The organism is Mumia sp. zg.B17, assembly GCF_019550915.1.
In the GTDB taxonomy this organism is placed as follows: Bacteria; Actinomycetota; Actinomycetes; order Propionibacteriales; family Nocardioidaceae; genus Mumia.
Window position 1 is genome coordinate 448,546 of record NZ_JAHWCI010000002.1, and the last position, 13,649, is coordinate 462,194.

A 13,649-nucleotide genomic window follows, 5' to 3' on the forward strand; every position below is an offset into this window, starting at 1 on the left:
GTCAGCCGCCGATCTCGGTCCGTACGGCGAACAGCTCGGGGAAGAACGTCAGCTCCAGGGCACGCTGCAGGAAGGGCACCCCGCTCGAGCCACCCGTGCCGCGCTTGGTCCCGATGATGCGCGAGACCGTCCTGAGGTGACGGAACCGCCACAGCTGGAAGTTGTCCTCGAGGTCGACGAGCTCCTCGCAGGTCTCGTACGCCGACCAGTGGTCGTCTGCGTCGGAGTAGATCGACGCGAGGACCGGCACCAGGTCGGGGCGGAAGGTCCACGCCTTGGTGACGTCGCGCTCGAGCACGTCGGCGGGGATGGCGTAGCCGGCCCGAGCCAGATAACGGAGGAACTCGTCGTACAGGCTCGGTGCCTCGAGGACGTGCCGCAGGATCTCCCGGTGGGCCGGGTCGGCGTCGAAGACGGCCAGCATCGCCTCGTTCTTGTTGCCGAGGACGAACTCGACCGCGCGGTACTGGTACGACTGGAACCCGCTCGCGTTGCCGAGGACGCCGCGGAACTCCGCGTACTCGGTCGGCGTCAGCGTCGCGAGGACCGACCACTGCTCCGCCAGCGTGCGCTGGACGTGCTTGACGCGCGCGATGCGTTTGAGCGCCGGTCCGAGCTCGTCGGCGCGGAGGAGGGCGCACGCACTCTCCAGCTCGTGCAGCACCAGCTTGAGCCAGAGCTCGGTGGTCTGGTGCTGCACGATGAAGAGGAGCTCGTCGTGGTGCTCCGGCCTGCTGATCGGCCGCTGCGCCGACAGCAGGGTGTCGAGATCGAGGTAGCCGCCGTAGCTCATGCGGTCGGAGAAGTCGGTGACGACACCGTCCTCGACCGTACGGGTGTTGGCGTGCACTCCGTGCCTTGTCTCGTCTGAGCTCACCCGAACACGGTAGGTGATGCCACACTTCGGGCATGAACGCCCGCCTGTTCCGCGACGCGTACGGGGTGCCGCACGTGCGTGCGGAGTCCCTCCTCGAGCTGGCGGAGGCGCAGGGACGGGTGACGGCTCGCGACCGCGGTGACCAGATCCAGGTCGAGCACTGGCGAGCGCAGGGCACCCTCGCCGAGCACATCGGGCGCGATGGCGTCGCGTGGGACCGCTTCGCCCGGAGCGCGCGGATCGCGGACACCGCACGGCGGGCGTCAGAGGCCCTCGACCCCGACGACCGGGCGTGGGTCTCGGCCTACGTCGACGGGGTGAACGCCGTCCTCCCCGAGGCTCGCTGGCCCGAGTGGGCGCCGCTGGGGATCCTGCACGTCACGCACCTCCTGTTCTCCGACCTGCCCTCGCTGCTCTGGCGAGAGCACGTCCGGCGAGCTCTCGGCGACGCGTTCGTCGACGTCTTCCACGCCGACACCGCGACCGGGTCCGGGAGCAACGCGTGGGCGCTGCACGGCTCACGGACGAGCACCGGCGCCCCGCTGCTCGCCGGAGACCCGCACCGCACCATCGGGATTCCCGCCGTCTACCAGCAGATCCGCCTGGCATGCCCGGGTGTGGACGTGGTCGGCCTCGCCTTCCCGGGAGTGCCGGGTGTCCCGCACTTCGGTCATGCGGAGAAGGTCGCGTGGGGCATCACGAACGCGGCCGCTCACCACGTCGACGTCTTCCGCGAGCGCCTCCGTCGCACCGAGAGCGGGGAGGTCCAGGCGTACGGCCCGGCCGGGTGGGAGGCCGTGGCGTCGGGGGAGGAGGTGATCGCTGTACGCGATGACGATCCGGTGGCGGCCGGCTGGATCGAGACGCCGAGGGGCCTCGTCGTCGCAGGCCCCGGTCTCGGCCCGGGCTTCGGTCCCGAGCGGCCGGGGTACGAGGTCCTCGCCTACTCGGCGCGGTTCCCCGCACGCGCCACCTCTGACCTGGGGACCGCCGCGCTGCGGCCGCTCCTGCAGGCGCGGTCGGCCGAGGAGGTCGCCGCCGCCTTCGGTCGCTGGGTCGACCCGGTGAACCGGGTGCTGACCGCCGACCAGGACGGGAAGGTGCTGAGCCTGACTGCCGGGCGCGTGCCGGAGACCGGTGCCACGGCCCGACGTCGATCTCGCGACGGCTGGGAAGCCGGGGTCGAGAAGGTCGCGTGGAGGCGGCTGCCGCCCTCTCGCCCGATCCACGACTGCGCCGTCGATGCGAACGAGCGCCCCGAGGACCCGGCGTTGCGGCTCGGGCACGCCTACTCTCCGCCGCACCGGGCGAGGCGGATCCGTACGCTCCTGGACGAGCTGCTCGACGGACGAGGAGCGCTCGACGTCGAGGACATGCACGACATCCACCGCGACACGCTCTCCTCGAGCGCAGGCGGCCTCCTCCATCACCTCCCAGCGCCCGGGGATACCGCCGTCTCGGCGCGGGCTCACGAGCTGGCCGCACGCCTGCGGGGGTGGGACGGGCGGATGGACGCCGCGAGCGTGGAGGCTGCCGCCTTCGCCGCCTGGCGCAGCGCACTGGTGGGTCGGCTTGCCGATCTGCCCGCGCTGGCGGTGCTGCACGCCCCCCACGAGATGGGACCGGTGCTCGACCCGTGGTTCGACGTTCGCGCGAGGATCGCCGACGGCCTGGGCGTGCTCCTCGCCGCCGACGGGCCGGCCGGCCCGCTCGGCATCGACCGTGCTGCCGTGGCGCGCGACGCCTTGGAGGACGCGGCGGCCCGAGACGGCGGTGAGGCCTGGGGCGACCGTCATCGGCTCGAGCCCCAGCGCGTGCTCGCCGGCGTGCCCGGTGCCGCGTTCGCCCGACTGCCCAGAACAGGTCTCTCGGGTGACACCGACACCGTGCGGTCGACCGCGACGATCCCGGGAGTCAGCGACGTCTGTTCGCGAGGGTCCGTCGCTCGGTGGATCTGGGACCTGTCCGACCGCTCCCGGAGCAGGTGGGGGGTCCCGTTCGGTGCGGCCGGTGATCCTGCCAGCCCTCATTCGCTCGACCAGCACGAGCACTGGCTGGACGCCCGGACGGTGCCGATCGCGACCGGCTGGGACGCGCTCACCGAGGAGCACCTGCCGTGAGCCCTCTCGACGCTCCGCTCGTCGCGCAGCTGGGCGCCGACTAGGAGGACGCGGATGAACGAGACGGTGGACATGACGGTGTTCTGGGCAGTGGTCGCCGCGCGCCTGCTGGTCCCGTTGCTGATCTTCACGTTCCCCCTGCCGGGGATCGTCGCCTGCATGCTGCTCGACGGTGTCGACCAGACGATCTTCCAGACCTTCACGTCGCTCGACCTCACGCACTACCAGAGCTATGACAAGGCGCTCGACGTCTTCTACCTCTCGCTCGCCTACGTGGCCACGATGCGCAACTGGACGAGCCGCCCGGCGTTCGAGGTGGCCCGGTTCCTCTTCTTCTACCGCCTGGTGGGGACGACGATCTTCGAGCTGACCGGCGGCACCCACCGGTGGCTGCTGCTGGTCTTCCCCAACACGTTCGAGTACTTCTTCATCTTCTACGAGCTCGTGCGTCTGCGATGGGACCCGAAGCGCTTCTCGATGCGCTGGTGGATCGCCGCGGCAGCGGTGATCTGGGTCGTCATCAAGATCCCGCAGGAGGCGTGGATCCACGTCTTCAAGCTCGACCTGACCGACACCATCCGTGACGTCGGCTGGTTCCTGCCCGCGATGGTCTTCGCGGCACTTGTCCTCGCGGCGGTCTTCTGGTTCGTCGTACGACCGCGGCTCGCCCCACCCGACCACGCCTGGCAGGTCGTGGCGCCACCGATCCCCGCCGAGATCGACAGGGAGCGGGAACGGGCGGCGTTCCGGGTCGCGCACGGCAAGGTCCTGGATGCCCAGCTGGGCGAGAAGACCGTGATCGTCGCGCTCGTGAGCATCATCATCGCCAACATCGTGCCGAGCGTCCGTACGTCGCCGTTCGACATCGCCGTGAGCTGCACCGTGCTGGTGGTCGTGAACTCCTTCCTCGGACTGTGGACAGCCCGACGCGGTGGTGGACTCGAGTCGGCGGTCACCACGTTCTTCGCGCTGTCGGCGCTCAACATCGGACTGGTGCTGGTGGCGAGCCTGGTCCTCCCGAACAACGAGCAGTTCTTCCTCACGGCTGGCTTCTTCTTCGTGTTCCTCCTGACGCTGATCGTCAGCCTGTACGACCGCTACCGTCCTGTGCTCGACGTCCGGACAGGTGGCGTGCGAACGGGACCGGTAGCCTCGGCGCCGTGACCGACGGCCTGACGACACGCGGACGTGCCGAGGTCCGGACGTCGCCGGGACTCGGCGGGCGGCGCGGCGTCCTCGTCATCGTCACCGGCGGCACCGCCACCATGTCGCCGGGATCCGGCGGCGGCCTGGAGGTCAGTGCCGAGGGCGTCGACGTGCTGCGGGCGGTGGTCGACGGATGGGCGGCGGTCCGCCACGTCCCGGCCGAGCTGGTCCTCGACCTCCCGCTGCGAGACAGCGCGGAGATGGGTCCGCAGGACTGGAACCGGTGGCAGCGGCAGATCCGTGCGGCGCTCCCGTCGGTCGCCGGTGTCGTCCTCGTGCACGGCACGGACAGCATGGCCTTCAGCGCCGGTGCTCTCGCGTACGCGCTGGCCGACGCTCCGCGTCCGGTGGTGCTCACCGGAGCCCAGCGTGGCCCGAACGAGCCGGGGAGCGACGTGGCGGACAACCTGAGGCTCGCGCTCGACGCCGCCATCGAGGACCGGCCCGGGGTCTCGGTCGCGTTCGCCGGGCGCGTTCTCGCCGCCGCGACGGCATGGAAGCGCTCCACCACCGACCTCGACGGCTTCGCCGGTGACCCGGGCACCAGCCGGCGCCGGTCGGCACTCCTGCCGGTCGACCGCTTCCAGGCGTACGCCGCGGAGCGGTTCGTCGCCCTCGCCACCGTCACTCTCGACCACTGGCACGACCAGCTCGCCTGGTCACGGGAGCCGGCCGGTGTGGTGGTGCGGGTGTTCGGGGGCGGGACCGCCCCGCGTGACCCGGTGGCCGAGTCACGACTGCTGGACCTGCGCGACGCGGGGATCCCGGTGGTGGCGGTGAGCCAGACACCGGCGGCCGTGGTCGATCTGACCCGGTACGCCGCCGGTCGGGTCCTGGTGGAGGGAGGCGTGGTCAGCTGTGGGGCGATGACCGTGGAGGCGGCGTACACGAAGCTCCACTACCTGCTCGGCTGCGGGCTCACCTACGACGAGCTGACCGCGGCCCTGGCCGAGGATCTCGTCGGCGAAGCTCGCCTGGCCTGACACGACCTGGCTGATTTGTCCGATTGCAATCACGCCTGATCGTGACCCTCGTGCGGGGCAGGCTCGAGATCGGCGGGCCCTCGACCGCCACCACGCCGGCGCTGTCGTGCCGGTGTCTCGGGAATCCACCTGCGAGGAGAGCACCATGGCCACAACCACCGGGCACGAGACGACCTCCGCCGAGGAGCGCCCGCCCACACCGGCGCCCGAGCCGACCACGCCCACGAGGCCGGTCCACCACGGGGCGTCACAGCGGGGGATCGACATGATCCCGTCGTCGTCGTTCAAGTCCGGCCGCTTCGGACGGATGTTCCGACACCTCCCGGTGTTCGAGCATGCCGCCGACGACATGACCGCTCTGGCACAGCGCATGGTCGAGCCGGCCGGACCACCCGCCGCAGAGAACCCCGACATCCCGTCCGGATACACCTACTTCGGGCAGTTCGTCGACCACGACATCACGTTCGACCCGGTGTCGAGCCTGCGTCGTCAGAACGACCCGGACGCGCTGCACAACTTCCGTACGCCGCGGTTCGACCTGGACTCGCTGTACGGGCGCGGTCCCGCGGACCAGCCGTACCTGTACGACGACTCCGGCCCGGTGACGAAGATGCGGCTCGGTGAGGACGTCGGCGTCGTCCCGACCGAGACCAGCGGTGCGGGGCCCGACCTCCCGAGGAACGAGCCGCGGCAGCGCACGAGCGGTGAGGAGGTCTTCTTCGGGCGGGCGCTCATCGGGGATCCCCGCAACGACGAGAACCTGCTCGTGTCACAGCTCCACGTCTCGATGCTGCAGTTCCACAACCGCGTCGCCGACGTCGTGGGAGCGACCACCCCGCTCACTGGCGACGACGCGTTCAAGGAGACCCAGCGCCTGGTCAGGTGGCACTACCAGTGGGTGGTCGTGCACGACTTCCTCCGGCGGATCGTCGGTCAGGCGGTCGTCGACGACATCCTGCGCACGGAGACCTTCGTCTCCGGCCGCGACGGGGCGACGACGTCCTTGGTACGGCCAACGTTCCAGTTCTACGAGCCGGCCCACGAGGCCTACATCCCGGTGGAGTTCGCCGTGGCGGCCTACCGGTTCGGGCACTCGATGATCCGCGGCCGCTACCACATCAACGACTTCGTCCGGAACGCACGAGGGGCGCAGGGCCCCATCCCGATCTTCGGCACGGAGCTGCCGCCCGACGAGCTGTCGAACCTCAACGGCTTCCGTCGTCTGCCTCCCCAGTGGGCGGTCGAGTGGAAGTTCATGGTCGACATGCCTGGCTCGGATACTCCTGCGCAGGCGTCGCTGCCCATCGATACGCAGCTCGCGCGGCCCTTGGCGGACCTTCCGCTCTCGGTGTCGGCACACCCGCCGCACGCCCTCGCGGAGCGCAACCTGCAGCGCGGGGTCGCGCTCGGGCTTCCGGCCGGCAACACGGTCGCCCGCGCGATGGGCGTCGACCCGCTCGACGCGGCCACGCTCGGGATCGGCGACCTCAGCGAGGACCTCCGCATGCATCCGCCTCTGTGGTTCTACATCCTCAAGGAGGCCGAGACGCTCGCGGACGGCAAGACGCTCGGACCGGTCGGTGGGCGAATCGTCGCCGAGGTCCTCATCGGTCTCCTCAACGAGGACCCGCTGTCGTACCTCAGCGTGGAGCCCAACTGGAGGCCGCAGGCACCGATGGCCCGCGACGACGGCAGCTTCGACCTGCCGCAGCTCCTGCGGTTCGCCAAGGAGGGATGATCACCGTCCGAACCTGCGCGTGACGAACCCGGCGGTGGAGACCAGCGCTCGTACGTCGGCATGGCCGATACCGGGCCGTTAGCGTGGAGCCATGGCAGGGTCGCGACGCGTTCGGGTCGGGATCTCGGGCTGGAGCTACGGATCATGGCGCGGCGACTTCTACCCACGAGGGCTCAGACAGGCCGACGAGCTGGCCTACGTCGCGCAGCGCATGGACACCGCTGAGGTCAACGCGAGCTTCTACCGACTGCAGCGGCCGACGACGTACGCGCGCTGGTACGAGGCGACGCCCAAGGGCTTCCGGTTCGCCGTGAAGGGCAGTCGTCTGCTCACGCACCTCCTCCGGCTGCGCGACGCGGAGCAGCCGCTCGCGACCTTCCTCGCCTCCGGCGTGCTCGCGCTGCGCGAGAAGATCGGGCCGCTCCTGTGGCAGCTCCCGGCCCGCGGCGCCCCCACCCCGGAGTCGCTCGACGCGTTCTGCAGCCTGCTGCCGCGCACGTACGGTCAGGCCGTCACGCTGGCACGCCGGCACGGACCGCAGGTCGGTGGCGATCGTGTCTGGCTGCCGGGCGCCGTCGAGGGAGGGCAGCGCCCGATCCAGCACGCGGTGGAGGTCCGGACCACAGACGGGCTGGACGAGGTCGTCGAGGTGCTCCGGCGCCACCGCGTCGCACTGGTCGTCTCCGACGGGGCAGGCCGGTGGCCGATCATCGAGAGGCCGACGGCCTCGTTCGCCTATGTGCGGCTGCACGGCCACACCGACCTCTACCACGGCGGCTACTCGGTCCAGCGGCTCCGGACCTGGGCCGACCGCATCAGATCCTGGGACCAGCCGACGTGGGTGTACTTCGACAACGATGCGGACGGACGCGCCCCGTACGACGCCGTCGCCCTCGGTCGGATCCTCGGCTGATCGGGACTCGCCACGACGACGTGGCCGCTGCGCTCGCGACCGGCGGGGCGACCACGGCGAGCCTAGAGTTCCAGGATGGACCGTCTCGACATCATCGCCATCGTGCTCGCCGGGGGCAAGGGAAGCCGCCTCGGCGAGCTCACCGACCGACGCGCCAAGCCCGCTCTTCCGGTCGCCGGGACCTACCGGCTCGTCGACATCGTGCTGTCGAACCTCGTGCACAGCGGGATCAGCGACGTGTGGATGATCGAGCAGTACCTGCCGGGCAGCCTCAACGAGCACCTCGCGCACGGCCGCCCGTGGGACCTCGACCGATCCTGGGGAGGGCTCCAGGTGCTGCCGCCCTTCGAGGGGACGGAGGGGAGCGGGTTCGCGCAAGGCAACGCCGACGCCATCGCCCGCCAGGTGGAGGCACTGCGGGACCGCTCGCCCGACGTCGTCCTCGTCCTGAGCGCCGACCACCTCTACACCCTCGACCTGCGCGACGTCCTCGAGACGCACACGAACGCGGACGCCGACCTCACGGTCGTGACCACCACAGGCGTCCCGGACGCTTCACGCCACGGCGTCCTCGAGACCGACGACGACGGCCGTGTGACCGGCTTCGCGTACAAGCCGGACGAGCCGGCCACCGACCTGGTCGCCGCCGAGATCTTCGTCTACCGGACGACGGCGCTCCTCGACACCATCGACGAGCTCCTGAAGAAGCACGACCAGCTCGACGACTACGGCGACCAGCTCGTACCTCACCTGGTGGACCACGCTCGCGTGGTGGAGCACAGGCTGGAGTCCTACTGGCGGGACCTCGGCACGATCAACGGCTACTGGCAGGCGCACATGGACCTGCTGGACCGGACCGGTGTCAGGCTCGACGACCCGCAGTGGCCCATCCGGACCGCAGCACCCGTCCGCCTGCCGGCCTGGCTCGCGCCGTCCGCCGAGGTCCACGAGGCGCTGCTCGCCCCCGGCAGCCGCGTCGCCGGCTCGGTGCGGCACAGCGTCGTCGGACCGGACTGCCAGATCGCCGAGGGCGCCGAGGTCATCGACAGCGTCCTGCTCGAAGGGGTCAGCGTCGGGGCAGGGGTGCGTCTCGTCGGCGTGGTGGCCGACGCCGGCGCGGAGATCACCGGTGGCTCGGCGCGCGGTTCCGACGACGCCGTGACCTTGATCAGCGCCGACGGCAGCGTCTCCGACCGCGAGCCGCGCGAGGGGTGAGGCCGGGGACCTCGATCTCCCACGACGCGGTCAACTAGGCTGGCGGGCGTGAGCACGGTCGTCCACCAGGCAGCAGGCGCGCCCCTCTGGCGCGCGGCGCGCGCCACGGTGGTCGCCGCGACGGCGCTCTGCGTCGCGTTGCTCGGGCACCTGTCCGGCGGGGGTTCTGTCCCGTCCGGCCGGACGGTTGTGGTGACCGTGGCGGTCGCGGCCGCGCTGGCCTACCGCCTCGCCGCGCGCCGGTGGACCGTGCGGACGTTGAGCGGGTTCGTGCTCGCGGTCCAGGCCGGCGTCCACCTCTGGTGCTCGATCGCGGGAGCCCAGGCCGGGCCCGTCGCTCCATCGACGGCATCGCCGGGTGCCGTTCCCGACGCGGCGATGCTCGCCGGCCACCTCGTGGCGACCGTCGCGACCGTCGCCCTGCTCCGCCACGGCGACGCCGCCCTCGTCAGCGTCCTGTCGCTGGTCGTCGCCCGGCCGGTGCGCCGCCTCGCGTACGCCGCAGGTGCGCTGGTCGTCCCGGTTCTCCCGCGTCCGTCGCGTGACGTGCGGTGGGCGACCGACTCGTCGCCGCCGGCCGTCCTTCTGCTCGGCCCGACGGTCAGCCGTCGCGGCCCCCCTGTGCGGGTCTGACCCTCCGTCACGCACCCCCACCAGCAGAAAGCACCAGCATGAAGACGTTCGTCGTGCGATCCGGCGTGCTCGCCGGATCTGCAGCCCTCGCCCTCGCCACCGTCCCGCCGGCCGCCGCCCACGTCGGCGTCGACGCCCCGGACGCGGCGAAGGGTGGATGGTCCACCCTGTCCTTCCGCGTCCCGGCCGAGTCCGACACCGCCAGGACCACCGGTCTCACCGTCACCTTCCCCAAGGGCGTGACGTTCGAGTTCGTCAGCACCCGGACGAAGCCGGGGTGGAAGGTCACCAAGGTCGAGGACCGGTCCGTGACCTGGACCGCCGAGCCCGGCGCCGGTATCGCGCCGGGCGAGTTCGACGTGTTCGACCTGCGGGTCGGACCGCTGCCCACCGACACCGACACTCTCGTGTTCCCCGCCACCCAGACCTACTCCGACGGCTCTTCGGTGGCCTGGGACCAGCCAACCGAGGAGGGAGCCGAGGAGCCCGAGCGCCCCGCGCCGGTGGTCACACTGGCCGACGCCGGGGAGGGCGGCCACGGGTCGCACGGCGCCCAGACCACCGACGACTCCTCGGACGCCGCCGACGACGACTCCGAGGGCGTCGACGGCTGGTTGGTCGGCGGGATCGCGGTCCTGGCCCTCGCGGTCGGCGTGCTGGGCGCCAGCCTTGTCCGCAGGAGGTCACGGTCCTCATGAACCGGGCCGCTCGCAGCGTGCGCGACGCCGCGCTCGTCTGCGTCTCCGTCGTCGGGCTGCTGCTGCTCAGCAGCCCGGCGGCGGTCGGTCACGCCGCCCTGGTGTCCAGCTCGCCCGAGGACGGCTCCACGGTGGCGACGCTGCCCGCCGAGATCGTGCTGACCTTCAACGAGAGGGTCACCACGCCCGCGTTCGTCGTGGTGGAGGCCCCTGACGGCACCGACGTCACGGCCGGCGAGGCACGGACTGACGGGGTGGCGGTGCGCGCCCGGCTCGACGACGCCGAGATCGCGGGGGAGTACCGGGCCTCGTACCGCGTCGTCTCCGCCGACGGCCACCCCATCAGCGGATCGGTGTTCTTCACCGTGACCGAGGGGCGTACCGTCGACAAGACCCGGGCCGACGACCAGGAGGCCCACCAGGAGAGCTTCCTTCACGCGCACCGTGCACACTTTCTGTGGGGTGCCGCCGGAGTGGTCGCCGCGGCAGCGCTCCTCCTGTGGCCGCGGCGGCGAGAGGACAAGGAGTCGTCATGACCGCGCCCGTGCGCTGGACCCTTGCCGGGTTCCTCGTGACGTCCGTGACGCTGTACGTGGCGCTGCAGCTGGGGGGAGCGGCGCCTGAGCCGCCGCCTCCGGGGATCCCCGACCCGGGGCCGTTCACGGGATGGGCGATCCCTGCTGTGAAGGTCGTGTCCGACCTCGCCGGCCTCGTGACCGTCGGCTTCCTGACGACCGCCGCGTTCCTGCTGCCCTCGAGCGCCCGCGAGGTGCAGGGGCTCTCGGCTCGTGCCGTACGCCGGGCGGCTGTCGCTGCCCTCGTCTGGGCCGCCGCCGCTCTCGTCCTCTTCGCGCTGAACGCCGCCGCGACCCTCCTCATCGGCGTCGACGAGCTCTCGTGGAGCGTCCTGACACAGTTCTTCGACGGTTCCTCGCTGGGCTGGGCGCTGGTCGCGCAAGCGGTGATCGCACTGCTGGTGGCCGTCCTCGCCCGCCGCACCTTCAGCGTCAGGGCCACGGCGCTCCTGCTCGGGCTCGCTCTCGGAGGGTTCGTCCCGCAGGCCCTCTCGGGACATGCCGCCGGATCGGGGTCCCACGACCTGGCCGTGGTCAGCATGCTGCTGCACCTCGCCGGCGCCGCGCTCTGGGTCGGCGGCCTCGCCGGGCTGGCGTGGATCGCGCTCCGCGGGAGCCGGCGGCTGCCGGCCGGCGTGTCGCGGTTCTCGACGCTCGCGCTGTGGTGCGTGGTCATCATCGGGATCTCCGGAGTGGTCAACGCGGCGACCCGCCTCCAGGACCTCGGCGACCTCGACTCGCAGTACGCGCTGCTGGTGTGGGCGAAGGTCGCTGCGTTCGTCGTCCTCGCGATGATCGGCCTCCTGCACCGTCGCCGTACGGTCGTCGCGCTCGAGCGCTCCGGCGGTCTCGTCGAGGACGGGCCCGCACAGGGGCGCGCCCGCTACCTGTTCCTCCGCGTCGCCGCGGTCGAGCTCCTCGTGATGGGGATGACGGTCGCGGTCGCAGTCGCCCTGTCCCGTACCCCCACCCCGCGGCCGGCCGACCTCTACCAGTCGCCCGCCGAGGCGATCCTCGGTGGGGCGCTCCCGCCGGCGCCGACGCTGTGGCACCTCGTCTGGGGGTTCACCGCCAACGGCGTCGGGCTCGCCGTCGTCGGGCTCGGGCTCGCCCTGTACGTCGCGGGCCTGCGGGTGATGCGCCGTCGCGGCGACACGTGGCCGCTCGGACGCACGATCGCCTGGATGTCGGGCCTGCTCATGGTCGCCTGGGCGACCTTCGGCGGCCTGGGCGTGTACTCGCACGTCCTGTTCAGCGCCCACATGGTGTCGCACATGGTGCTGAGCATGGTCGCGCCGATCCTGCTCGTCCTCGGTGCGCCGGTGACGCTGGCGCTTCGGACGCTCCCTGGTCCGAGGCAGAAGGGCGACGTGTCCCCGCGCGCGATGCTCGTCTCGTTGCTGCACTCACGCTTCGTCAGCGTCGTGACGTTCCCGCTGTTCGCCGCGGCGATCTTCGTCGGCAGCCTGTACGGGCTCTACTTCACCCCCATCTTCGAGAACGCGATGGAGAGCCACATCGGCCACGGGCTGATGGAGCTGCACTTCCTCGCCGCAGGCGCGCTGTTCTACTACGTGATCATTGGGGTCGACCCGTCTCCGCGGCGGCTCGCCCCCCTCTGGCGGTTCGTGATCCTCCTGGTGACGATCCCGTTCCACGCGTTCTTCTCGATCGCGTTGATGGCGATGACGACGGTCGTCGCGGGCGGCTACTACACCTCGCTCGACCGCCCGTACGCCACCGACCTGCTGGAGGACCAGTATCTCGGCGGCGGGATCGCCTGGGCGATGGGCGAGGTGCCGCTGGTGCTCGTGATGGGCGCCCTGTTCGTCCAGTGGTTCCGGTCGGACGCGCGTGAGGCGGTGCGTCACGATCGCAGTGCGAACCAGAACGACGACGCCGACCTGACGGCGTATAACGCCTATCTCGCGCAGCTCGCCGAGCAGCGCCCGAGGCGCGGCCCGGGGGAGAGGACCGAGGAGACGGCAGGAGCCCGGACCGACCCGAAGGCCGACCGGGCTCCCGACCGCTGAGGCGGCTAACGCCTCAGCACGCTGCGCGTGCGGTCACGGCACGTAGAGCGACGTGGTGTTCGTGCGCGCTGCCTCGAACCGGGCCTGGACGTCCGCCCAGTTGACGACGTTCCACCATGCCTTGACGTAGTCCGCCTTGACGTTCTGGTACTGCAGGTAGAACGCGTGCTCCCACATGTCGAGCATGAGGAGCGGGACCAGTCCGACCGGCAAATTGCCCTGGTGGTCGTACAGCTGGCAGATGATCGGGCGCTGACCCAGCGTCTCCCAGGCCAGGATGGACCAGCCGGAGCCCTGGATACCGAGTGCCGTCGCCTCGAAGTGGGCGCGGAACTTGTCGAACGACCCGAAGAAGCTGTCGATCGCAGCACCCAGCTCGCCATCGGGCTTGTCGCCGCCGTCGGGCGACATGTTGGGCCAGAACACCGAATGGTTCACGTGTCCGGCGAGGTTGAACGCGAGGTTCTTCTCCAGGAGGTTGACAGTCGACAGCCCGTTGGTGTCGCGGGCCTCGGCCATCTGCTCCAGCGCCTGGTTGGCGCCGTTGACGTACGTCTGGTGGTGCTTGTCGTGGTGCAGCTCCATGATCTTGCCGGAGATGTACGGCTCGAGAGCTCCGTAGTCGTACGGCAGATCGGGCAAGGTGTACTCAGCCACG

The 13,649-nt window shown here is 71.1% G+C and carries 12 protein-coding genes; 10 read left to right on the top strand and 2 right to left on the bottom strand.

Translation table 11 applies throughout. The features are described 5' to 3' along the window. Nucleotide 1 precedes the first annotated feature (1 nt). The gene (gene kynA / locus KV097_RS03460) at nt 2–877 is read right to left on the bottom strand and encodes a tryptophan 2,3-dioxygenase (RefSeq protein WP_301021564.1); all 876 of its coding nucleotides are present in this window, start codon (nt 875–877) and stop codon (nt 2–4) included. A gap of 32 nt (nt 878–909) precedes the next feature. Between kynA and KV097_RS03465 the strand changes: the two genes are divergently transcribed. The 10 genes from KV097_RS03465 to KV097_RS03510 all read left to right on the top strand — a co-directional run bounded on the left by KV097_RS03465 (nt 910) and on the right by KV097_RS03510 (nt 12,991). After that, nucleotides 910–2,997 (top strand): penicillin acylase family protein, encoded by a 2,088-nt coding sequence (locus tag KV097_RS03465; protein ID WP_220365085.1) that lies wholly within the window; start codon nt 910–912, stop codon nt 2,995–2,997. A 54-nt stretch (nt 2,998–3,051) separates the two neighbouring features. Continuing rightward, nucleotides 3,052–4,161, top strand: coding sequence for a hypothetical protein (locus tag KV097_RS03470; protein WP_220365086.1), 1,110 nt, complete (start codon nt 3,052–3,054; stop codon nt 4,159–4,161). Further along, nucleotides 4,158–5,186 (top strand): asparaginase domain-containing protein, encoded by a 1,029-nt coding sequence (locus KV097_RS03475; RefSeq protein ID WP_220365087.1) that lies wholly within the window; start codon nt 4,158–4,160, stop codon nt 5,184–5,186. Before KV097_RS03470 ends, KV097_RS03475 begins: the two co-directional genes overlap by 4 nt. Nucleotides 5,187–5,331: 145 nt before the next feature. Then, nucleotides 5,332–6,924, top strand: coding sequence for a heme peroxidase family protein (locus tag KV097_RS03480; protein WP_220365088.1), 1,593 nt, complete (start codon nt 5,332–5,334; stop codon nt 6,922–6,924). Nucleotides 6,925–7,015: 91 nt separating this feature from the next. Further along, entirely contained in the window at nt 7,016–7,837 is an 822-nt protein-coding gene (locus KV097_RS03485; RefSeq protein ID WP_220365089.1) for a DUF72 domain-containing protein, read from the top strand. Nucleotides 7,838–7,912: 75 nt separating this feature from the next. Beyond that, entirely contained in the window at nt 7,913–9,052 is a 1,140-nt protein-coding gene (locus KV097_RS03490) for a glucose-1-phosphate adenylyltransferase family protein (RefSeq protein ID WP_220365090.1), read from the top strand. A gap of 48 nt (nt 9,053–9,100) precedes the next feature. Then, on the top strand, nt 9,101–9,685 hold the full coding sequence (locus KV097_RS03495; RefSeq protein ID WP_220341771.1) for a hypothetical protein: 585 nt from the start codon (nt 9,101–9,103) through the stop codon (nt 9,683–9,685). A gap of 38 nt (nt 9,686–9,723) precedes the next feature. Beyond that, nucleotides 9,724–10,383, top strand: coding sequence for a YcnI family protein (locus KV097_RS03500; protein ID WP_220365091.1), 660 nt, complete (start codon nt 9,724–9,726; stop codon nt 10,381–10,383). Beyond that, the gene (locus KV097_RS03505; RefSeq protein ID WP_220341769.1) at nt 10,380–10,919 is read left to right on the top strand and encodes a copper resistance CopC family protein; all 540 of its coding nucleotides are present in this window, start codon (nt 10,380–10,382) and stop codon (nt 10,917–10,919) included. Before KV097_RS03500 ends, KV097_RS03505 begins: the two co-directional genes overlap by 4 nt. Beyond that, nucleotides 10,916–12,991 carry a cytochrome c oxidase assembly protein gene (locus tag KV097_RS03510; protein WP_220345148.1) on the top strand — a complete coding sequence of 692 codons (2,076 nt, stop codon included), beginning with the start codon at nt 10,916–10,918 and terminating at the stop codon, nt 12,989–12,991. Before KV097_RS03505 ends, KV097_RS03510 begins: the two co-directional genes overlap by 4 nt. A gap of 33 nt (nt 12,992–13,024) precedes the next feature. Here the strand turns inward: KV097_RS03510 and KV097_RS03515 are convergent, their stop codons facing one another. Continuing rightward, nucleotides 13,025–13,648: a superoxide dismutase gene (locus KV097_RS03515; protein ID WP_220341767.1), complete on the bottom strand. Its 624-nt coding sequence runs from the start codon at nt 13,646–13,648 to the stop codon at nt 13,025–13,027. Nucleotide 13,649: the final 1 nt, after the last annotated feature.